Genomic DNA, 19,837 nt, shown 5'->3' on the forward strand with positions numbered 1-19,837 from the left:
TTCGCGCACCTACCCGAGGCGCCCTGCCATCCTGCCAGCAGACGTCACCGCCGAGTACACATACGGTCTCGCCGGGCGGCAGGATGGCGGGTGCGCGCAGGTCAGTAGGTGGCGTTCAGGTAGTCGGCGGCGTGGGTGGTCCACAGGACGTCCGTGCCGGGCATGTTGTGGCCGGAGTAGTGGACGTGTTGGCCGTCGGGCCAGGGGGTCAGGTAGCCGAGGAGGCCGCGGACGGCGGCGGTGTAGCGGTTGAGGTTGGTGACCGGGTCCAGGAGCAGGAAGTTCAGGAGTTCGTGGAAGATCACCGGGGTGAGGTTGCCGATTCGGGCGCCTTCTACCAGGGAGAACGGGGAGATTGCGGTGTCGATGGCGCGGAGGGGGGAATCCTCGGGGGAGGAGGTGATGATGTCGTCGGGGTTGGCGTATTCGCGGACGTCGATGCCCCAGGGCCATTTTCCGCGGCGGCGGTGCAGGCCGTAGGTGGTGTCGGGACAGAGGTTGCCGACCGATTGGCCTGCTCGGCGCATGGGATTGGCGATGTTGACCACGAACGCGATTTCGAGGGGGGAGTCGTCGGTATTGGTGTATACCCCCGCCCGCACGCCCTCGAGAATGGTGCTCGCCACGATTCCGCCGAGCGAATAGCTCAGCAGCCCACACACATTCGGTGAATCCTGCAGGGCTTTGACTCCGGCGGCGACTCCCAATCGCACCGAGGTGTCCAGCGAGGGGCCCCACATGTTCGGGTCCGGGCCGATGGCGGCGGGCCAATCCGCTTCGAAGCAGCTGAACCTGTCGGTGTCCAGGAGTTTGGTGACGTCGTGCAGCATGCCGGCCGGGGTGCCGTCGGCATTGCGCTGTTCACCGGTTCCCCGCAAGGTGATGATGTCGATCATTGTCTTTTCCCCTCCGCGCGCCGATCCATTCGACGCCTGCCCCCGACGCTAGAAGCGTCTTGCAAGGTATTCGCGAGTAGGCGACTACCCGTTTCGAATGCACGGGCCGCGGTGAATCGGTGTGTCGGTCGGATCATCCCGACCGGGTGAGGTGCGACCATGCTTCAAGCGGGCAGGGTTGGTCCGGAGTGTGGCCGTTTCGAGGCGAAGGGGTGGCATGGCGGGGATCGGCGGACGGGCGCAGGCGGTGTGGCGGTTCGTCCGCAGCGCGCCCGGCACCTACATCTGGCTGGCGCTGCTGCTGGTCACCACCATCGTGATGCGCTCCCTGCCGCCCGACGAGGCGCGGGTGCTGCTGGGCAACCGCTCCACCAACCTGCATCACCTGCGCGAGGATCCGATTCGCGTGCTGGTGAGCAGCGCCTTCTGGCTGCCCGGCGGCGGCTGGCCGGTCTACCTGGTCCTCTACAGCGTCTTCCACGCCCCGGCCGAACGCTGGCTCGGCACCCGCCGCTGGCTGGTCTGCCTTGTCATCGCCCACGTCGGGGCAACCTATATCAGTGAGGGCGTGCTGTATTGGGCCATCCACCGCGGCCACGCCCCCGCCGACGCGGTGTTCAGTCTGGATGTCGGCGTCAGCTACGCACTGGCCGGAGTGGTCGGCATCCTCGCGTACCACCTCACGCGCCCCTGGCGGTACTGGTACGCGCTGGCGACGACAGTCTTCTTCATCGTCCCGGTCCTCATCAACCCGAACTTCACCGACATCGGCCACCTCACCGCGCTCTTGATCGGCTTCGCCTGCTACCCCCTGACCGGTGGTCGCCCGGGCCTCTGGACCCCGCGCCTGCCCCGCCACGCACGGACCTGACCGACGAACACGGCCCGGTACGACGCAACCGCCTGGGACGACGAAACGGTTCGAAACGACGAAACCGGGCGGGCCGCAATCGCTTTCACGATGCTGCCCGCCCGGTCGGCGACGGTTCTCAGTGCGGCAGATCGGTGGCTGCGGCCTCGTCGAGCAGCCAGGTGGTGGACTCGCTGCCGATCGCGCCCGCGGCCGGAATGTCGAGGGGCGACGCACCATTGAGGGCGGCGGCCACGGCGGCGGCCTTGGCCTCGCCGGAGACGATGAGCACCACGTGGCGGGACTTGCGGATGGCGGGCAGGGTTAGGGTGATCCGGACCGCCGGGGGTTTGGGGGAGTGGGTTTCGGCGACCACGAGGTCGTGTTCCTCGCGGGTGGCGTCGGTGTGCGGGAACAGCGAATTGATGTGGCCCTCACCGCCCATGCCGAGCAGGTGCAGGTCGAATGCGCCGTGCTCGGCCAGGTAGGCGTGCACGGTGGCCGCGTACTCGCCCGCTGCCTCCAACGGGTCCGGGTAGTCGCCGCTGGAGGATTCGGTGGGGTGCACGCGGGCCGGGTCGAGTGGGAGGTGGTCGAGCAGGGCCTGGCGGGCCTGGAGTTCGTTGCGGTCCGCATCGCCGGTGGGCACGAAACGCTCGTCGCCCCAGAACACGTCGAGGTTGGCCCAGTCGATGTCGCCGGGGGCCTGGCGCACCAGTTCCAGCAGGGCGATGCCGGTGCCGCCGCCGGTGAGCACCACCGACGCCGACCCGCGCAGCCGCTGCGCCTCCACCACCTCGGTGACGAAGCGGGCGGCCGCGGCGGCCACGAGTTCGTCTGTGCCGGAGTAGGTCTCGACGGAGGGCTTACTCATAGGTGACCCTTTCGATTCCGGTGAGGGCCTCGGCGTAGATGTCGTCCGCGTCGAGGTGGCGCAGCTCCTCGGCCAGGCAGTCCTTGGTCTCGCGCCGCGCCAGCGCGAAGCGCTGATCGGGTGCGCCGGTGCGGGTGAGGGTGGCGGTGCGCCCGTGCTGCGGGCGCGCGATCGAGATCGACACCGAGGGCCGGTGCATCTCCACCTTCAGCTCGCCGGTGCGCCGCACCACCGGGCAGTCCAGCCGCGCGGCCAGCCAGCCCGCCAGCATGTCCAGCGCGGGCTCTTCCTTCAGGCCCGAAATCGTCACCGACTCAACGGGTTCGAACGGGGCCTCGTCCAGCGCCGCGGCCAGCAGGGCCCGCCAGTAGGTGACCCGGCTCCATGCCAGATCGGTGTCGCCGGGCGCATACGACCCGCGACGGCCCTTGATGGTGGACTGCGGATCCGCCGCGAAGGTGGCGTCGGTGATGCGGCGGGTCGCCAGCCGCCCGACCGAATCCTTGGACGGGAACTCCGGCGCGCCCCGCGGCCACCACGCCACCACGGGGGTGTCGGGCAGCAGGAACGGGATGACGACGCTGGACTCGTGGGGCACCAGATCCCCTTGCAGCCGAAGCACGATCACCTCGGCCGCCCCGGCGTCCCCGCCGACGCGGATCTGCGCGTCGAGGCGCGTCTGCGCCATGCGGTCCCCGCGCGCCAGCACTATCACCCGGCAGGGGTGTTCGCGGCTGGCGTCGTTGGCGGCGTCGATGGCGTCCTCGGCCTCGGAGCTGTCCAGGGTGCACACCACCAGGGTCAGCACCCGCCCCATGGTGACCACGCCGTTGGATTCGCGCAGCTGCACCAGACGTTTGGACACCTCGCGGGTGTCGGTGTCGGGCATGTCGATGATCACGGTCGCCGCCATTCCCGCCCGCTGCGCGCGAGCATCTCGTCGGCGGAGTCCGGGCCCCAGCCGCCCGCCTCGTACGGGTCGGGCTTGCCGGTCGCGGCCCAGTGCTCGAGCGCGGGATCGAGGATGCGCCAGGACAATTCGACCTCCTCGTTGACCGGGAACAGCGACGGCACCCCCAGCAGCACATCCAGAATGAGCCGCTCGTACGCCTCGGGGGAGTCCTCGGTGAACGCCTCGCCGTAGCTGAAGTCCATGTTCACATCGCGCACCTCCATCGAGGACCCGGGCACCTTGGACCCGAATCGCATGGTGATGCCCTCGTCCGGCTGCACCCGGATGACCAGCGCGTTCTGGCCGAGCTCCTCGGTCATGGTCTGATCGAAGGGCAGGTGCGGGGCGCGCTTGAACACCACCGCGATCTCGGTGACGCGGCGGCCCAATCGTTTTCCGGTGCGCAGATAGAACGGCACGCCCGCCCAGCGCCGCGTCGCCACGGCCAGGGTGATGGCCGCGTAGGTCTCGGTGCGGGAATTCGGGTCGAAACCATCCTCCTGCAACAGCCCCACCACCGGCTCGCTGCCCTGCCAGCCCGCGGTGTACTGGCCGCGGGCGGTCGTCTCGTCCAGGGGCGCAACGAGTTTGGTCGCGGAGAGCACCTTGATCTTCTCGATCTGGAGCTGCTTGGGCTGGAAGCTCACCGGCTCTTCCATGGCGGTCAACGCCAGCAATTGCAGCAGGTGGTTCTGGATGACGTCGCGCGCCGCGCCGATGCCGTCGTAATAGCCTGCGCGCCCGCCCAATCCGATGTCCTCGGCCATGGTGATCTGCACATGGTCGACATAGTTGGCGTTCCAGATCGGATCCCACAGCTGGTTGGCGAAGCGCAGCGCCAGAATGTTCTGCACCGTCTCCTTGCCCAGGTAGTGGTCGATGCGGAACACCGAACGCTCCGGGAACACGGTGTTCACCAACGCGTTCAGTTCCTGGGCGCTCTTCAGGTCGTGCCCGAAGGGCTTCTCGATCACCACCCGCCGCCACGGCTTGGGTTGGCCCGCAGGGGAATCCACGGGTTGCGCCAGACCGTTCTTGGACAGCTGCTCGAGCACGATCGGGAAGTCGCTGGGCGGAATCGACAGGTAGAAGCCGGTATTGCCGCCGGTCCCGCGATCCCGATCCAGATCCTTCAAGGTGGTGGCCAGCTTGTGGAAGGCCGCGTCGTCCTCGAACGTGCCGCGGACGAAACGCAGGCCCTCCTTGAGCTGCTGCCACACCTCCTCCCGGAAGGGAGTGCGCGAGGACGCCGACACCGACTCGTGAACCAGGTTCGCGAAGTCCTCGTCGGTCCAGTCCCGGCGCGCGAAGCCGACCAGCGAGAAGCCCGGGGGCAGCAGCCCCCGGTTCGCCAGGTCGTAGATGGCCGGCAGCACTTTGCGCCGCGACAGGTCACCGGTCACGCCGAATATCACCACACTGCTCGGTCCAGCGATGCGCGGAACCCGGCTGTCGCGTGAATCGCGCAGCGGGTTCGGCGTCGCGACCGTTGTCGCCGCGCCTGCCACCGTCAGTTGCCTCCCGCCACCTGCAGCTTTTCGGTGGTGGCCACCAGCAGTTCGTCCCAGGAGGCGACGAACTTGTCCACGCCCTCGGTCTCGAGGACCCCGAACACGTCGGTCAGGTCGATGCCCACCGCGGCGAGGTCGTCGAACACCTGCTGCGCGTCGGCGGCCAGCCCGTCCAGGCGGTTGCCTTCCAGCACACCGTGATCGGCGAAGGCCTCGAGGGTCTTCTCCGGCAGCGTGTTGACCGTGTTCGGGCCCACCAGCTCGGTGATGTACATGGTGTCGGGGTAGTCCGGGTTCTTCACACCGGTCGACGCCCACAGCGCACGCTGCTTGTTCGCGCCGCCCACCGAGGACAGCTTGGCGAAGCTGTCGGTGTGCTTGCCGCCGTCGAACACGTCGCGGTAGGCCGCGTAGGCCAAGCGCGCGTTGGCGATTCCGGCCTTGCCGCGCAGCGCGAGGGCATCGGGGGTGCCGATGGCCTCGAGGCGCTTGTCGATCTCGGTGTCCACGCGGGAGACGAAGAACGAAGCCACGGAATGGATCTTGGCGATGTCGTGCCCGGCGGTGTGGGCGTTGCGCAGCCCGTCGAGGTAGGCGCCCATCACCGCGACGTAGCGCTGCACCGAGAAGATCAGCGTCACGTTCACGCTGATGCCCTCGGAGATCACCCGGTTGATGGCGGGCAGGCCCGCCTCGGTGGCCGGGATCTTGATCAGCAGGTTGGGCCGGTCCACGATCTTCCACAGCTCGATGGCCTGGGCCACCGTGCCGTCGGTGTCGAAGGCCAGGCGCGGATCCACCTCGATGGACACCCGCCCGTCGACGCCGTGGGTGGCTGCGAAGACATCGGCGAACACGTCGCAGGCCGCGCGCACGTCATCGGTGGTGATGGTGCGGATGGCCGAGTCGACGTCCGCGCCGCGCGCGGCGAGCTCGCCGACCTGCTCGTCGTAGGCGTGGCCCTTGGACAGCGCGCCCTGGAAGATGGTCGGGTTGGTGGTGACGCCGACGACATTGCGGGAATCGATCAGGCCCTTCAGATTTCCGGACTTGATGCGATCACGCGACAGATCGTCCAGCCACACCGAAACCCCGGCGGCCGACAGGGCCGCGGTGTTCGAGTTCTGGGTCATGAAACTTATCCCTTCACCTTGGCAAGCGAGCGGGTGGCAGCGGCGACGACGGCATCGGCGGTGATACCGAATTCGCGGAACAGGGTCTTGAAATCGGCCGAGGCACCGAAGTGCTCGATCGAGACGTTCTCACCGGCGTCACCGGTGAACCGGTGCCACGGCATCGCGATCCCGGCCTCGACCGTGACGCGGGCCCGCACCGACGGCGGCAGCACCTCGTCGCGGTAGGACTGCTCCTGCGCGTCGAACCACTCCACACACGGCATGGACACCACGCGGGTGCCGACGCCCTGTGCCTCGAGGGTAGCGCGGGCCTCGACGGCGAGCTGCAGTTCCGAACCGGTGGCGATCAGGATTACCTGCGGTGTGCCGGTGGAGGATTCGGCCAGGATGTAGCCGCCCTTGCGGACGCCCTCGTAGCTGGTGCCCTCGACGATCGGCAGATCCTGGCGGGTCAGCGCCAGCGCCGACGGGCCGTCCTGATGGGGCGCGTCGGAGACCAGGAAGTGCGAATGCCGTTCGGCGCTATCGCGTTCCAGGATCGTGCGCCAGGCGTGGGTGGTCTCGTTGGCGTCGCCGGGGCGGACCACGTTCAGGCCCGGGATGGCGCGCAGCGCGGCCAGGTGCTCGATCGGCTGGTGGGTCGGGCCGTCCTCGCCCAGGCCGATGGAGTCGTGGGTCCACACGTAGGTGACCGGGGTGCGCATGAGCGCGGCCAGGCGCACGGCCGGGCGCATGTAGTCGGAGAACACCAGGAACGTGCCACCGTAGGGACGGGTCGGTCCGTGCAGCGCGATGCCGTTGAGGATCGCGCCCATGGCGTGCTCGCGCACACCGAAGTGCAGGGTCCGGCCGTACGGGTTGGCCTTCCAGGCGCCGGTGGAGATGGACTCCGGGCCGAAGGACGGCGCGCCCGGCATGGTGGTGTTGTTGGACTCGGCGAGGTCGGCCGAACCGCCCCACAGCTCCGGCAGCACCGGGGCCAGCGCCGCGAGGACCTGACCGGACGCCTTGCGGGTGGCCATCGCCTTACCGGTCTCGTGGACCGGCAGGGTATCGGTCCAGCCCTGCGGCAGGGCGCGGGTCTGCAGGCGGTCGAACAGCGCCTTGTTCTCCGGGTTGGCCGTGGCCCACGCGTCGAACTGCTCCTGCCAGGCGGCCCGGGCGGCCTTGGCGCGGTCGGCGGCATTGCCGCGCGAGTGCGCGATCACCGAAGCGTCCACGTCGAAGGACTTCTCCGGGTCGAAGCCCAGGATCTTCTTGGTGGCCGCGACCTCGTCCACGCCCAGCGCGGCGCCGTGCGAGGCGCCGGTGTTCATCTTGGTGGGGGCCGGGTAGCCGATGATGGTGCGCAGCAGGATGATCGACGGCTTGTCGGTCACGGCCTGCGCGGCGGCGACGGCGGCCTCGATGGCGGTCACGTTCTCGCCGCCCTCGACGGTCTGCACGTGCCAGCCGTAGGCGCGGTAGCGCGCGGCGGTGTCCTCGGTGAAGGCGATGCGGGTGTCGTCCTCGATGGAGATCTTGTTGTCGTCGTAGAAGACGATCAGGTTGCCCAGCTGCTGGGTGCCCGCCAGCGAGGACGCCTCGGAGGTGACGCCCTCCTCCATGTCACCGTCGGAGGCGATGACGTAGATGAAGTGGTCGAACGCGGACTCGCCCTGCGCCGCTTCGGGATCGAACAGGCCGCGCTCGCGCCGCGCCGCCATCGACATGCCGACCGCGGAGGCCAGGCCCTGGCCCAGCGGGCCGGTGGTGATCTCGACGTGATCGGTGTGGCGGTACTCGGGGTGGCCCGGGGTCAGCGCGCCCCAGGTGCGCAGCGCCTCCAGATCGGCCAGCTCGAGACCCATGCCCGCCAGGTACAGCTGCACGTACAGCGTCAGGCTCGAGTGACCGCAGGACAGCACGAAACGGTCGCGGCCCACCCACTCCGGATCGGTCGGGTCGTGGCGCATGACCCGCTGAAACAGCGTGTACGCCAACGGCGCCAGGCTCATCGCGGTGCCCGGGTGGCCGTTGCCGACCTTCTGCACCGCATCGGCGGCGAGGATCCGGGCCGTGTCGACGGCTCTGGTGTCCAGATCGGTCCAGTCGGTGGGGTGGTTCGGCTGAGTGAGCGCGCGGATGTCGTCTGTGACTGACACGACCGAGGTTCTCCTGACCTTCTCGTCAACGATGCGGTTGTGGGCGGCGGGATGATTCGCTGCGGTTGATCCGTGGTGCGCCGGGCCGGATTGAGGGGCACGCGGCACACCGATCTACGTCCACCCTAAAGGGCGGCGTTTCGTGGATAGACGGGAACCCGGATTCACCGGCGGATGTGTCGCCCGATAGAGGCCGCGCGCGGACCGGTTCGTGACGAGCCGGTGTACGTGTGGCGAACCGGTCTCACCGCGCGTCACGGGTGGTCCTGGTCGGGAGCATGGTCGGCGTAGGTCTACCATGCTCTGTAGTAGTGGCCGCGCCGCACTGGGCTGTGTTCTGGGGAATGGCTAGCGCGCTGCTCGTTACCGACCGGATCAGAATGCACGGCGTGCGAGGAGAAACAGTGCGGATTGGGCAACAGCCGGGTGGCGCTCACGGCTCCTCCGGGGCGGTGCTCGCCGACCGTGTCACGGGTAGTGGCCCGCTGTCGGCGGTGACCAGGTGGGTGCTCGCCTACATCGCGCTCACCAAGCCCCGCGTCATCGAGTTGCTGCTCGTCGCAACGATTCCCACCATGCTGCTGGCCGACCGCGGCCACGTCGACATCCGCCTCATCCTGGCTACGCTGTTCGGCGGCTGGATGGGCGCGGCGAGTGCGAACACGTTGAACTGTGTAGCCGACGCCGATATCGACAAGGTGATGAAGCGGACCTCCAAGCGTCCGCTGGCCCGCGAGGCCGTGCCCACCCGCAACGCCTTCGTCTTCGGTGTCAGCCTGGGCCTGGCGTCGTTCGCGTGGCTGTGGTGGCAGGCCAACCTGCTCTCGGGCGCTCTGGTGGTGGCGACCATCCTGTTCTACGTCTTCGTCTACACCCTCGGCCTCAAGCGCCGCACCTCACAGAACGTGGTGTGGGGCGGCGCGGCCGGATGCATGCCGGTACTGGTCGGCTGGTCCGCGGTCACCGGCACCATCGGCTGGCCCTCGATCGTGCTGTTCCTGGTCATCTTCTTCTGGACGCCCCCGCACACCTGGGCGCTGGCCATGCGCTACAAGGAGGACTACAAGGCCGCGGGCGTCCCCATGCTCCCGGTCGTGGCCACCGAACAGGTCGTCACCAAACAGATCGTCCTCTACACCTGGGCCACCGTCCTGGCCACCTTCGCCCTGGTCCCCGCCGCCGGCGTCATCTACGCCGCCGTAGTCCTGGTCGCCGGCGCCTGGTTCCTGCTCATGGCCCACCAGCTCTACTCCGGCGTCCGCAAGGGCGAATCCGTCAAGCCCCTGCGACTGTTCCTCCAGTCCAACAACTACCTCGCCGCGGTCTTCTGCGGCCTGGCCATCGACTCGGTCCTGGGCTGGCACACCCTCGGCCACACCCTCTTCGGCTGGTCCTGACCCGGGTGTCGATCCGGTGCCGCGCCGTTCGATGACAGGGTAGGGCGGACAGGCCGCCCGCTCGGTCGGGAGGAATGCGCCATGCCGAAACTTCGTGTCCACAACTTCTGTGTCTCGCTGGACGGGTTCGGGGCCGGGCTCGATCAGGGGGCCGATGCGCCGCTGGGGGTCGGTGGAGAACGCCTGCACGAGTGGGTCTTCCGGACCCGGTACGCGGGCGGCGATGAAGTCGGGGCGGACAACGATCTGCTCGCGGCGGGGGACCGGGAGATCGGCGCGACCATCATGGGCCGCAACATGTTCGGCCCGGTGCGCGGGGAATGGCCCGACCACTCGTGGACCGGCTGGTGGGGTGAGAACCCGCCCTATCACCACGACACGTTCGTGATGACCCACCGCCCTCGGCGCTCGGTGACCATGCAGGGCGGCACCACATTTCACTTCGTCACCGACAGCCCGGAAGCGGTATTGAAGCGAGCCGTCGAGGCCGCGCAGGGACAGGACGTGCGTCTCGGCGGGGGCGCGGGAACGATCCGGCAATTCCTGGCGGCCGGGCTGGTCGACGAACTGCACGTGGCGATCGTGCCGATCCTGCTTGGAGCGGGCGAGCGGTTGCTCGAAAACCTCGGCACGCTGCCCGGCTACCAGGTCGCGGACATGATCGGCACGCGGTCGGTCACCCACGTGTGGCTCATCAAGCAGTAGCCACCGGTCAGTGAGCCACCGATCGGATCGCTTCGCTCACCGCCGCCAGGGCCAGCAGCCGGACGATGTCGAGATATCCCGCAGCACTTGGGCCGTCGGTCGATCGTGCCGCCGCTATCGGCGAAAACGGCCGAGGGAAGGGCGGACTCGCGCGCCGGGCCGCGCGGCTGTGGTGCCGGGCCGCGCGGCTGTGGTGGCTGGGTCGCGGATTACGGCTGGTCGAGGACCTCGCGGAGTTTGGTGGCGAATTGTTCGGGTTTGCCGGGGTAGCCGGAGTCGGGGCCGGTGAAACCGCCGTGGTGGCTGGGGAACACGACGGGGGAGGTGCCCAGGAGGGCGGCGGTCGCGATCGAGGTGCGACCGGTGTAGACGCCCTCGGATTCCTCGCCGACGGCGATGACGATACGGGTGGCGGCGTTGCGCAGCCCATCGATGTCGGGGGAGTAGTCGGTGATGGCCCAGGAGCGCTCCGACAGCAGCGGGTCGTCGCGGGTGCCGTCGTCCTCGGTGGGCATGCCGAACAGGGCCGGGTCGGCGGGCGGCTGGGCGAAGTAGGCGTCGGTGTATTCGCCCTGCCAGGAGGTCATGGCGATGAAGGCGGCCATGCCCGCGAACGAGCCCTTGGTCTGATAGGCGTCGCGGACCTCGGCGCGGGCGCGGTCGGCGGCCGCCGCGTCGGGCAGCACCGGGTTCATGGGTGGTTCGTGGGCGACGAGCGTGGCCACATCGCCCGGATGGGCGGTGACCAGGGCGAGCGCGGTGACCGCGCCGCCGCTGCTGGCGAACATGTCGACCGGGCCCAGACCCAGCGCGGTGAGCAGGGCGTGCACGTCCTCGGCCTGGACCGTCGGCGAATTGTCGGTGCGGCCGTCCTTGCGGACGCTGCGGCCCAGCCCGCGCGGGTCGTAGGTGATGACCGTGCGGTCCGGGAAATAGGAAGCCAGCGTGGCGAATCCGGCCGCGGTCATGGGCTGGCCGATCATGAACAGCGGGCGCTGCGCGCTGTCGGACGGCGCGGCGCCGAGCAGGTCGTAGGCGAGATCGGCTTCGGGGGTCTCGAAGAGGTGTTCGGTCATGATCAGGTAGACGCTACGGCGTCGCCGAAATCATCGGTGCATTTGTGACACCATGTCGGAAACGTTCGAACCGGCAGGTGAGACGGTGGCATACGGGATCGGTGGCAGGCTCGCGGCGCTGGCCGGTGCCTGCGTCGTGCTCGTCGCGGTGAGCGGGTGTGACAGCCGGACGATCACCGTGGCTCCGCCCCAGGGCGCGGTCCTCGCCCTGGGGCGGAGCCGTCTACGGGCGGCCGATCGTGGTGGGCGACACCGTGATCGCCGCCACCGAGAACGACTCGGTCTACGCCGTCGCGGGCGACACCGTGCGCTGGCGCACCCACTTGGCCGAACCGATGCCGCGAGCGCAGCTCCCGTGCGGGAACATCGATCCCGTCGGCGTCACCGGCGCTCCCGCCTACGACCCGGCCGCCCACCGCGTCTACGTTGTCGCGGAATCCGCCGGCGCGCACAAGACCCTGTACGGCCTCGACGCCGACTCGGGCGCGGTGACCCTGCGGGTGCCCGTCGATCCGCCCTTCGGCGACGCACCCGCGTACCTGCAACGCCCCGCGCTCACCGTGCGTGAGGGGCGCGTGTTGCCGCGTTCGGCGGCAACTACGGCGACTGCGGCAACTACACCGGAGCGGTTGCCGCCGTGGATGTTTCCTCGACCGCCACCACCTGGTACCGCGCCTCGACGAGCGGGCGGGGCGGTATCTGGGCTCCCGGTGCCGCGGCGGAAACCGAGGGCGTGCTGTTCTATTCGGTCGGCAACGGTGACGCCGAACCCGGATCCCCCTACGACGACACCGATTCCGTCATCGCCCTCACCCCCGACCTGCGCCGCGCCGACTTCTTCGCGCCCACCGGCTGGGCGCAGGACAATGCGGCCGACCGCGATCTGGGCACCATGAACCCGGCGCTGGTCGGCGGGCATCTCGTCATCGCCGGGAAATCCGGCGACGGCTACGTCCTGGACCCGGCGCATCTGGGCGGAATCTCCTCCACCACACCGGTTTTCACCGATTGCCGCGGCTTCGGTGCGGCCGCGGTCGACGGCGATATCGCCTATCTCCCCTGCGCCGAGAGCATCACCGCGATCCGGGGCACCGCCACCGGGGCCGTCACCGTGCTCTGGCGCACGACCGCACCGGCCGACGGCCCGCCGGTGGTGGCGGCCGGTCGGGTCTGGGCCACCGATTGGCGCCGCGGCGGCACCCTGTATGCCCTCGATCCGGCGACCGGAAACATCCTCGCCCGGTACGCGACCGGCCCGCTCCCGCATTTCGCCACGCCCGCGCTCAACGGTGGCGACCTCGTGGTGGGCACCATGTCCGGCCTCGAGCGTTTCCGGCTGCCCTAGTCACCCGCACGGCTGCAGCGGGAAGCAGGCGGGCGGAATCGTGGTGTGCGGCAGCGTCGGATCGGTGGAGTGGGTGGTCGAGGTCGTATCGACCACCGCCGGTCGATTCGGCTGCTGTTTGTCCTCGGTCGGTGTGCTGCGGCCCGTGCAGGCGATCGCGATGATCAGGATGATCACCGCCAGCACGAGTCCGCCGATGATCGGCAGATCCTTGCGGCGACGCCGGGGGCCGGTCCCGCGTGCCGACTGCCGGGCGGCCCACAACGGGAATCCGGCGCCGGGCTGTTGCGGCGGTGCGACAGCCGCGGGCTGCGGCCCGGGTTGCGGTCCGGGCGCGAACCCCGGCGAGGGCGGGCGCGGCGGTTGCCCACCGGGCGGGCCACCGGGCTGCGGCGGCCGATTCCCCGGAATCGGCGTCGGTGGGGGCGGCCCGCCCCGGCCCGGACCCTGCTGGGTCGGACCCTGCCGGGTCGGACCCGACGGCGGCATCCCCGTGACCGCCGAGTACGCGGCGGCGGCCGCGGCCGCCGAGGTCGCAGCCGGGATCGCCGACTTCGCGGACGCGCCCGCACCCCTGGAGGGAACCGCAGGACCCTGCGGCACGACCACGGGACGGCCCTGGTCCTCCGCCTCGGCCGGACGCCGCCCGGCCGGGCCGCCGCTCTCCGGCCGATCCGGGGCACCGCCCGGACTGCCCAGGGGCTCGGTCGGATACGTCGTCGGCACCGAGGGCACGATCACCTCGGTGGCCCGGCTCGCGAACGGCAGCGGCGCGTCCCGCGCGGTGTCCGGCACCGGGAACCCCTCGGTCACCAGATCGGAAAAGCTTGCGGCGGCGGCGAACCCGAGCGCCCCGAGCGCCTGCCCGACCTGCGCGGCATCCCAGGACGCCGGGGCGCCCTCGGCCAGTGTGGTGAAATACGCGCGCAGCGAGGACGGCCCGTCGCCGATCAGGACGTCGATACCGGCGGGCAGCGCCCCCTTCTCGAGCTTGACCCGGCTGCCCAGTTGCGGCACCAGCAGCACCAGCCCGCTCACCGGCACGTGCTCGCGCCCCGGCGCGGCCCGCAACTGCCCGGCCAGATCGACGGTCTGGCGGCGCACGCGTTCCAGCGGATCGGCGTCCCCTTCCAAGGGCGCGGGTTTGCCGTCGACCGTCCACGGCTGGTCCTGCGCGCACGACAGCGTGCCCGCCACCCGCTCGGTGAACCCGTGCACGCCGACCACGACACAGGTCTGCGGCGTCCACACCACCACGTCGGCGTCCTGGCACTGCACGACCGCGATGCCGGGCACGGCGTGCGGCCCGCTCCAGGATTTGAGCCAGTTCACGACGGTGCGCTCGGTGCTCGACAGCCGCGACGGGTCGTCGTTACGGACCTTCACCAACATCCCAGACCACCTCTGACCGATGCCTCTACCTGCCGGCCGCCCGAACCCGTCGCCGCGACCACCTTACGGGGTCGCGGCGTTCTCGCGCGGCCGAAAATGTTCGGTCGGGGCGAATCGTCTTGCGCGGCAGCAAGATCATTCTGCATCCTTCGCGGTGCCGTCGCGCAGGGGGAGCCCTACCCGGCGGTCAGCTTCCGATGGATCCGACATACCCGTCAGGACGGACGAGTATGCGGGTGCCGTCGGACGCGCCGTACGCACGCCGTGCATGGCCGCCGGAATCGGCGAGTTCACCGTCGCCGGACGCGAATTCCGCCGCGACGAGGCGAACGATCCTGGTATCGACCGGGATCGGACCGGTGGGTTCGGTTCCGGGTCCGAACAGCAGCAATGTCGCGTGCGGTCCGGCGAACAGCTCGAACAGGCGCACGGACTTGCCGTTCGCGTCGGTGAGCGGCGCATCGGGCGCGCGATCGCCGGTCCGCAGTGCCTCGGCCGTATCGGCCGGATCGCGGTAGCTGAGATCGAGCTGGTGGGTGCCCTCCCGGTCCATGGCGTCCGGGTCGCCATTGAGGGTCTTGTCGAGCAGCGCACTGCTCAAGCCCAGGATCCGCGCGGCGACACTGCGCCGTTCGGTCTCGTAGGTGTCCAGCAGCGCCTCGCTGGCGGGCCCGGGCTCGCGCAGCGCGGTGGCGAGTTTCCAGCCCAGGTTGTGGGCGTCCTGCACCCCGGTATTGAGGCCCTGCCCGCCGGTCGGGGGATGCACATGCGCGGCGTCACCGGACAGGAACGCCCGCCCCGCCCGACAGTGCTGCGCCAAACGGACATTCGGCCGCCACACCGTCGACCAGGTGAGGTCGCTGAGCACGATGTCGGTGCGTCCGGACCGCCGGGTGACGTAATCCTGCAACACCTCCAGGCTGGTGTCGGAGTCCGCGGCCAGCCCGGTCGCGAACTGGAATTTGCGCCCGCCGGGCAAGGGCATCAACGCGATCCCGTCCATCGGCGCGGCCGAATCGGCGAACCAGTAGCCCACCGAATGATCGAGCGCATCGGCGCGGACGTCGCCCAGCAGCATGCGGATCGACTCGTCGGTGCTGCCCTCGAACGCGATGCCGAGCGCCTTGCGCACCGTGGAGCGCCCGCCGTCCGCGCCGACCAGATACGCCACCCGCACGGTCTCGGTCGCACCCGCGTGCTCGAGCGTCGCGCTCACCCCGTCGGCGTCGGCCTCGAATTCCGCCAGCGCCGTGCCCGATTCGACCCGCACCCCGAATTCGGCCAGCCGGTCTCGCAGCACCGCCTCGGTGTCGGCCTGGGCCAGCACCCACGGATTCGGGTGCGGCACCTCGGGACTCGGCTCCCGCCAGGCGCTCATCCGCCGCTCGGTCACGAACTGCCCGTCCAGGTGCACCAGCAGCGGCGCCTGCGGCGCGCCCTGAGTCAGTACGGCGTCGAGCACGCCCAGATCCTCGAAGACCTCGAGGGTGCGCGGCTGGATGCCGTCCCCGCGCGAGCCGGCGAAGAACTCCTCGGCCTTGTCGACAACGCGGATCGCGATGCCGCGGCGGGCCAGTTCGATGGTGAGGGTGAGGCCCGTCGGCCCGGCTCCGGCAATGAGGACCTGCGGATTCATGGCGACTCCTAAAACTGAATTGTGATTCACTGAATGTGGATTCAGTATTGAGGGTGGTACGTTCCGCTGTCAAGGAGGTGGATCATGGCAGCCCGCCGCAGCGAGAAATCGGCCGAGACCGAGCAGGCGCTCAAGCACGCCGCCCGGCGGCTGTTCGCCGAACGCGGCTACCTGAACACCAAGATCACCGACATCACCGCGGCCGCCGGCCGGGCCGCGGGCTCGTTCTACAACCACTTCGCGAGCAAGGAAGAGCTGCTCCAGGCGCTGCTGAAAGACCTTGCCGAGGAAAGCGATATCGCCACCGAGGATCCGGCGCACAGCGCCGATTTCACCGACCCCGCCTCGGTGCGCTTCCACGTCGCCAGCTACTGGGACTTCGCCCGCAAGAACTGGCCGGTGCTGCGCGCGGTACAGCAGGCGGCTCTGGTCAATGACGAGTTCGCCCGCATCTCAGCGCGTTTCGCGACCGAGCAGCGCGAAGCGGTCGCCGATCACCTCGACGGCTTCGCCGCCGCGGGACTGCGGCTGCCCGCCGGTGCGGACGCGAGTCTGGCGATGGTGTTCCTGATGGTGCAGGGACTGTTGCAGGCGGTCGAGGAGGGCGGCCTGACGCTCACCGACGAGCAGGCTGTGAACGCCCTGACGGCCTTCGCCTATCGCGGCCTCACCGGTCGCGACATCGAATAGCCGAAAACCCCGGGGCGCGAGGCCGTTCGAGCCCGCGCTGCGGAACACCCCGGGCTGCTGAATGCCCCGCGCGGCTGAAGGTCCCGGGCTGCTGAAGGTCCCGGGCTGCTGAAGGTCCCGGGCTGCTGAAGGTCCCGCGCGGCGGCGGGGTCCTGCGTGGCTTCGGCGTTCGCGCGTTCGCCTCGATGACTGCGCGTGCTCGGAACTCAGGGCACCAGCACGATCGAGCCGGTGGTCTTGCGGCCCTCCAGATCCCGGTGCGCGCGCTCGGCCTCGGCCAGAGGGTAGCTGCCGCCGATCCGGATGCGCAGCGTGCCGTCGGCGATGGCGTTCATGATATCGCCTGCGCGCCACAGCAATTCGGCCCGATCGCGGGTGTAGTGCACCAGCGTCGGCCGTGTCACGAACAGCGAGCCCAGCGGATTGAGCCGCTGCAGATCGAACGGCGGCACCGGCCCGCTGGCCGCGCCGAACAGCGCCACCATCCCGCGAACCCGGGTGGCGGCCAGACTGGCCTCGAAGGTGGATGCCCCGACCCCGTCGTAAGCGGCGGCCACCCCGACGCCGTCGGTGAGTTCCCTTACCCGCGTGGCGATCTCGTCGTCGTAGCGCAGCACCTCGGCGGCCCCGGCGTCGCGGGAGAGCTTCTCCTTGTCGTCGGTGGACACCGTGGTGATCACGTGCACCCCGCGCGCCGAGAGCAGCTGGGTAAGGATCAGCCCGACCCCGCCCGCGCCCGCGTGCACCAGCACCGACTCACCCGGCTCGGGCTTGTAGATGGATTCGGTGAGGTAGTGCGCGGTCATCCCCTGCAGCAGCGCCGACGCCGCCACCGCCGCGTCGACCCCGTCGGGCACCGGAATCGCCACGGCCGCAGGCACGACCACCAGTTCGGCGTAACTGCCCGGCGCCGCCGCCCACGCCACCCGATCCCCGACCCGGAACTCGGTGACGTCGGGCCCGACCGCGGTCACCACGCCGCTGCCCTCGGCCCCCGGGATGTAGGGTACCGGCGTCGGGTAGCGCCCGGTCCGAATATAGGTGTCGATGAAGTTGATTCCGACGGCCTGCGTCCGCACCAGCAGCTGTCCGGGCCCGGCCTGGGGGTCTGCCACCTCCACCGGCAGCAGGACATCGGGACCGCCGTGCTCGGAAACCTGGATGGCGCGCATGATTCCAGTTCTACACCCGGCCCGGCAGCCGCCCCATCCGGCCCGCCGCGGCGGCTCGGCGACTGTGAGATGCGCGGCGCGTCATGGACGCCCGATTACCCGTGGGTAAACTGCGGCCCATGAGCGCTACTGCCGCCCCGGCATCCGAGAAGATCTCGCCGTCCGTCGTGGATTCCGTGAAGGGGTTCGTGGCCGAGCACGGCGGATCCGCCACCGCGGTGCCGCAGCCCATCGGCCGCATCGGCGTCCGGGTGACCCTGGTCGGCGCCGACGGCGTCCTCGGCGACCGCGTCGTGGGCTCCCTCGCGGCCGCCAAGTCCCTCGTCGAGACCGTGGACGGCCTGTCCGAGACCGAGGAATGGGACCGCGAGCTCATCTCGAAGGTCACCCCCGCGAAGGGCCACTGGGCCAGGATGGCAGGCTGGGTGGCCAAGCAGAAGCGATTCCCCAAGGCGCGCAACGAGAAGTGACCGCGCCCGCAGCCGGCGGGGGCGGAAAGGACCGGATCGACGTGTCAGGGCGTGTGACCAAGCAAGCGCAACTCCGTTCGGCGCTGACCACCCTGTGCGCGAATCTGCGTCCCGGCGAGATGCTGCCCAGCGAACGCCAGTTGTGCGACGACTACCGCGTCAGCCGCATGACCGTGCGCGAGGTGCTGGGCCAGCTCGAATCCGAAGGCGTCATCACCCGCATCCCCGGCAAGGGCACCTTCGTGGCCGAGCGGGTGGCGCGCTCGCGCCTGCACATGGCCTCGTTCTCCGATGACATGCGCCGGCTGGGTCGCACCCCGAGCACGGTGGTGCTGCACACCGATTACGCGGTGCCGCCGCCGTCCTCGATGACCGCGCTGGGGCTGGCCGCGAATGTGAAGGCGTTCCACCTGGTTCGGCTGCGGCTGGCCGACGGGCTGCCGATGTCCATCGACGACGGCTGGTACCGCGCCGATCTGCTGCCCGAGCTGCTCGATCAGGAACTCACCCAGTCGCTCTACGCGCTGTTCTCGCGCGAGTACGGCTGCCCCATCGACCGCGCCGAGCAGAGCGTGCGCGCGGTGGCCGCCGACGAGCGCCACGCGGGCTGGCTGGGCACCGAACCCGGTTCTCCGCTACTGGCTTTCGACCGCATCTCCTATTCGCGCGACCGCGCGGTCGAGCACGCGCAGTCCTGGTACCGGGCCGACCGCTACCAGGTCTACATGACCGTCTCCGCCGAGGACAGCTAGCCCAAGCCCCGGAAACGATTGAGCCGCCGCCCGATTCGGGGCGGCGGCTCGATTCGTCTCTACCCGCGGCTCACATGGAGAACAGGACCGAGCCGGTGGTGACCGGGCCGGTGACGGTGTTCTGTGCCGAGCCCGGGGCGCTGTCCATGACCACGACCGGCACCGCGGCGCTCAGGCCGAGCCGGCGAACGGCATTGGGGGAGAAGGTGATCAGGGGATCACCGGCGGCGACCCGGTCGCCCTCGGCCGCCTTGACCTCGAACAGGTCCGCCTTGCCGACGGTGTCGATGCCGACGTGCAGCAGCACCCCGGTGCCCTCGTCGGTGACGATGACCGCGGCGTGCGGGTGCAGCTTGACGATGGATCCGGCGACCGGGGCGACCACCGTGGTGGCGGCATCGGTGTCGAGGGGTTCGATGGCCACGCCCGCGCCCACCATCTCCGCGGAGAAGACCGGGTCGGGGACCTCGGACATGGGCATGGCGACGCCGTCCAGCGGCGCGAGAATCTCGGTGCTCATGGCGCTCAGAGCATGTCGTTGATGTCTTCGGCCAGGGCGTCGGCCGTCGGGCCGACCACGACCTGCACCGCGGCACCGGCCTTGACGACCCCGTGCGCGCCCGCGGCCTTCAGTGCCTTCTCGTCGACCTTGCTGGCATCCTTGATCTCGCAGCGCAGGCGGGTGATGCAGCCCTCCACCTCGATGATGTTGTCCAGGCCACCCAGGCCGGCGACGATTTGATTCGCTTTCGACATGATTTCCTCCGAGCGTGTCGAGTAGACAAAACTGGTTATAACCAGTATATGTCTGGTTATAACCAGTCACGGTAACTGGCGTT

At 69.7% G+C, this 19,837-nt stretch carries 19 protein-coding genes; 7 read left to right on the forward strand and 12 right to left on the reverse strand.

All coding sequences use genetic code 11. From position 1 onward, the window contains the following. Positions 1-101 precede the first annotated feature (101 nt). Positions 102-896, reverse strand: a complete 795-nt coding sequence (locus NS2_RS09050) for a hypothetical protein (RefSeq protein WP_033086860.1) — start codon at positions 894-896, stop codon at positions 102-104. A 217-nt stretch (positions 897-1,113) separates the two neighbouring features. Here NS2_RS09050 and NS2_RS09055 point away from each other — a divergent pair, with 217 nt between their 5' ends. Further along, a complete protein-coding gene (locus tag NS2_RS09055) occupies positions 1,114-1,767 on the forward strand; it encodes a rhomboid-like protein (protein WP_096490520.1) in 654 nt (217 codons plus the stop codon). A 118-nt stretch (positions 1,768-1,885) separates the two neighbouring features. Here NS2_RS09055 and pgl read toward each other — a convergent pair whose 3' ends face one another. The 5 genes from pgl to tkt are packed head-to-tail and all read right to left on the reverse strand — an operon-like array spanning position 1,886 to position 8,363. Then, on the reverse strand, positions 1,886-2,620 hold the full coding sequence (pgl, locus tag NS2_RS09060; RefSeq protein WP_033086861.1) for a 6-phosphogluconolactonase: 735 nt from the start codon (positions 2,618-2,620) through the stop codon (positions 1,886-1,888). Then, positions 2,613-3,521 (reverse strand): glucose-6-phosphate dehydrogenase assembly protein OpcA, encoded by a 909-nt coding sequence (opcA, locus tag NS2_RS09065; protein ID WP_186817586.1) that lies wholly within the window; start codon positions 3,519-3,521, stop codon positions 2,613-2,615. The genes pgl and opcA overlap by 8 nt, the downstream gene beginning before the upstream one ends. Then, entirely contained in the window at positions 3,518-5,080 is a 1,563-nt protein-coding gene (gene zwf / locus NS2_RS09070; protein WP_033086863.1) for a glucose-6-phosphate dehydrogenase, read from the reverse strand. The genes opcA and zwf overlap by 4 nt, the downstream gene beginning before the upstream one ends. A gap of 2 nt (positions 5,081-5,082) precedes the next feature. Further along, the gene (gene tal, locus NS2_RS09075) at positions 5,083-6,216 is read right to left on the reverse strand and encodes a transaldolase (protein ID WP_033086864.1); all 1,134 of its coding nucleotides are present in this window, start codon (positions 6,214-6,216) and stop codon (positions 5,083-5,085) included. Between the two features lie 5 nt (positions 6,217-6,221). After that, positions 6,222-8,363, reverse strand: a complete 2,142-nt coding sequence (gene tkt, locus NS2_RS09080; RefSeq protein ID WP_033086865.1) for a transketolase — start codon at positions 8,361-8,363, stop codon at positions 6,222-6,224. 404 nt (positions 8,364-8,767) lie between these two features. On the opposite strand from tkt, the gene NS2_RS09085 reads away from it, so the two are divergent. Next, entirely contained in the window at positions 8,768-9,760 is a 993-nt protein-coding gene (locus NS2_RS09085; protein WP_036545645.1) for a heme o synthase, read from the forward strand. An 81-nt stretch (positions 9,761-9,841) separates the two neighbouring features. Further along, positions 9,842-10,465 carry a dihydrofolate reductase family protein gene (locus NS2_RS09090; protein ID WP_033086867.1) on the forward strand — a complete coding sequence of 208 codons (624 nt, stop codon included), beginning with the start codon at positions 9,842-9,844 and terminating at the stop codon, positions 10,463-10,465. Positions 10,466-10,674: 209 nt separating this feature from the next. Here the strand turns inward: NS2_RS09090 and NS2_RS09095 are convergent, their stop codons facing one another. After that, a complete protein-coding gene (locus NS2_RS09095; RefSeq protein ID WP_033086868.1) occupies positions 10,675-11,541 on the reverse strand; it encodes an alpha/beta fold hydrolase in 867 nt (288 codons plus the stop codon). A gap of 637 nt (positions 11,542-12,178) precedes the next feature. On the opposite strand from NS2_RS09095, the gene NS2_RS09100 reads away from it, so the two are divergent. Further along, positions 12,179-12,886, forward strand: coding sequence for a PQQ-binding-like beta-propeller repeat protein (locus NS2_RS09100; protein ID WP_033086869.1), 708 nt, complete (start codon positions 12,179-12,181; stop codon positions 12,884-12,886). Here the strand turns inward: NS2_RS09100 and NS2_RS09105 are convergent, their stop codons facing one another. After that, on the reverse strand, positions 12,887-14,278 hold the full coding sequence (locus NS2_RS09105; RefSeq protein WP_033086870.1) for a hypothetical protein: 1,392 nt from the start codon (positions 14,276-14,278) through the stop codon (positions 12,887-12,889). Positions 14,279-14,465: 187 nt separating this feature from the next. Further along, positions 14,466-15,914 carry an FAD-dependent monooxygenase gene (locus NS2_RS09110; protein WP_147207128.1) on the reverse strand — a complete coding sequence of 483 codons (1,449 nt, stop codon included), beginning with the start codon at positions 15,912-15,914 and terminating at the stop codon, positions 14,466-14,468. An 84-nt stretch (positions 15,915-15,998) separates the two neighbouring features. Between NS2_RS09110 and NS2_RS09115 the strand changes: the two genes are divergently transcribed. Next, positions 15,999-16,604 (forward strand): TetR/AcrR family transcriptional regulator, encoded by a 606-nt coding sequence (locus NS2_RS09115; RefSeq protein ID WP_033086872.1) that lies wholly within the window; start codon positions 15,999-16,001, stop codon positions 16,602-16,604. A gap of 206 nt (positions 16,605-16,810) precedes the next feature. On the opposite strand, the gene NS2_RS09120 is transcribed toward NS2_RS09115, so the two are convergent. Further along, on the reverse strand, positions 16,811-17,776 hold the full coding sequence (locus tag NS2_RS09120; RefSeq protein WP_033086873.1) for a quinone oxidoreductase family protein: 966 nt from the start codon (positions 17,774-17,776) through the stop codon (positions 16,811-16,813). Positions 17,777-17,895: 119 nt separating this feature from the next. On the opposite strand from NS2_RS09120, the gene NS2_RS09125 reads away from it, so the two are divergent. Next, the gene (locus tag NS2_RS09125; RefSeq protein ID WP_033086874.1) at positions 17,896-18,246 is read left to right on the forward strand and encodes a hypothetical protein; all 351 of its coding nucleotides are present in this window, start codon (positions 17,896-17,898) and stop codon (positions 18,244-18,246) included. Positions 18,247-18,287: 41 nt separating this feature from the next. Next, positions 18,288-18,998 carry a GntR family transcriptional regulator gene (locus tag NS2_RS09130; protein ID WP_052086200.1) on the forward strand — a complete coding sequence of 237 codons (711 nt, stop codon included), beginning with the start codon at positions 18,288-18,290 and terminating at the stop codon, positions 18,996-18,998. A 70-nt stretch (positions 18,999-19,068) separates the two neighbouring features. Here the strand turns inward: NS2_RS09130 and NS2_RS09135 are convergent, their stop codons facing one another. Both NS2_RS09135 and NS2_RS09140 read right to left on the reverse strand, forming a co-directional pair. Further along, positions 19,069-19,518 (reverse strand): PTS sugar transporter subunit IIA, encoded by a 450-nt coding sequence (locus tag NS2_RS09135; RefSeq protein WP_033086875.1) that lies wholly within the window; start codon positions 19,516-19,518, stop codon positions 19,069-19,071. Positions 19,519-19,523: 5 nt separating this feature from the next. After that, complete coding sequence (locus NS2_RS09140; protein WP_155239473.1) at positions 19,524-19,754, reverse strand: PTS sugar transporter subunit IIB; 231 nt, start codon at positions 19,752-19,754, stop codon at positions 19,524-19,526. Between the last annotated feature and the right edge of the window lie 83 nt (positions 19,755-19,837).

The organism is Nocardia seriolae NBRC 15557, from assembly GCF_007990715.1.
In the GTDB taxonomy this organism is placed as follows: domain Bacteria; phylum Actinomycetota; class Actinomycetes; order Mycobacteriales; family Mycobacteriaceae; genus Nocardia; species Nocardia seriolae.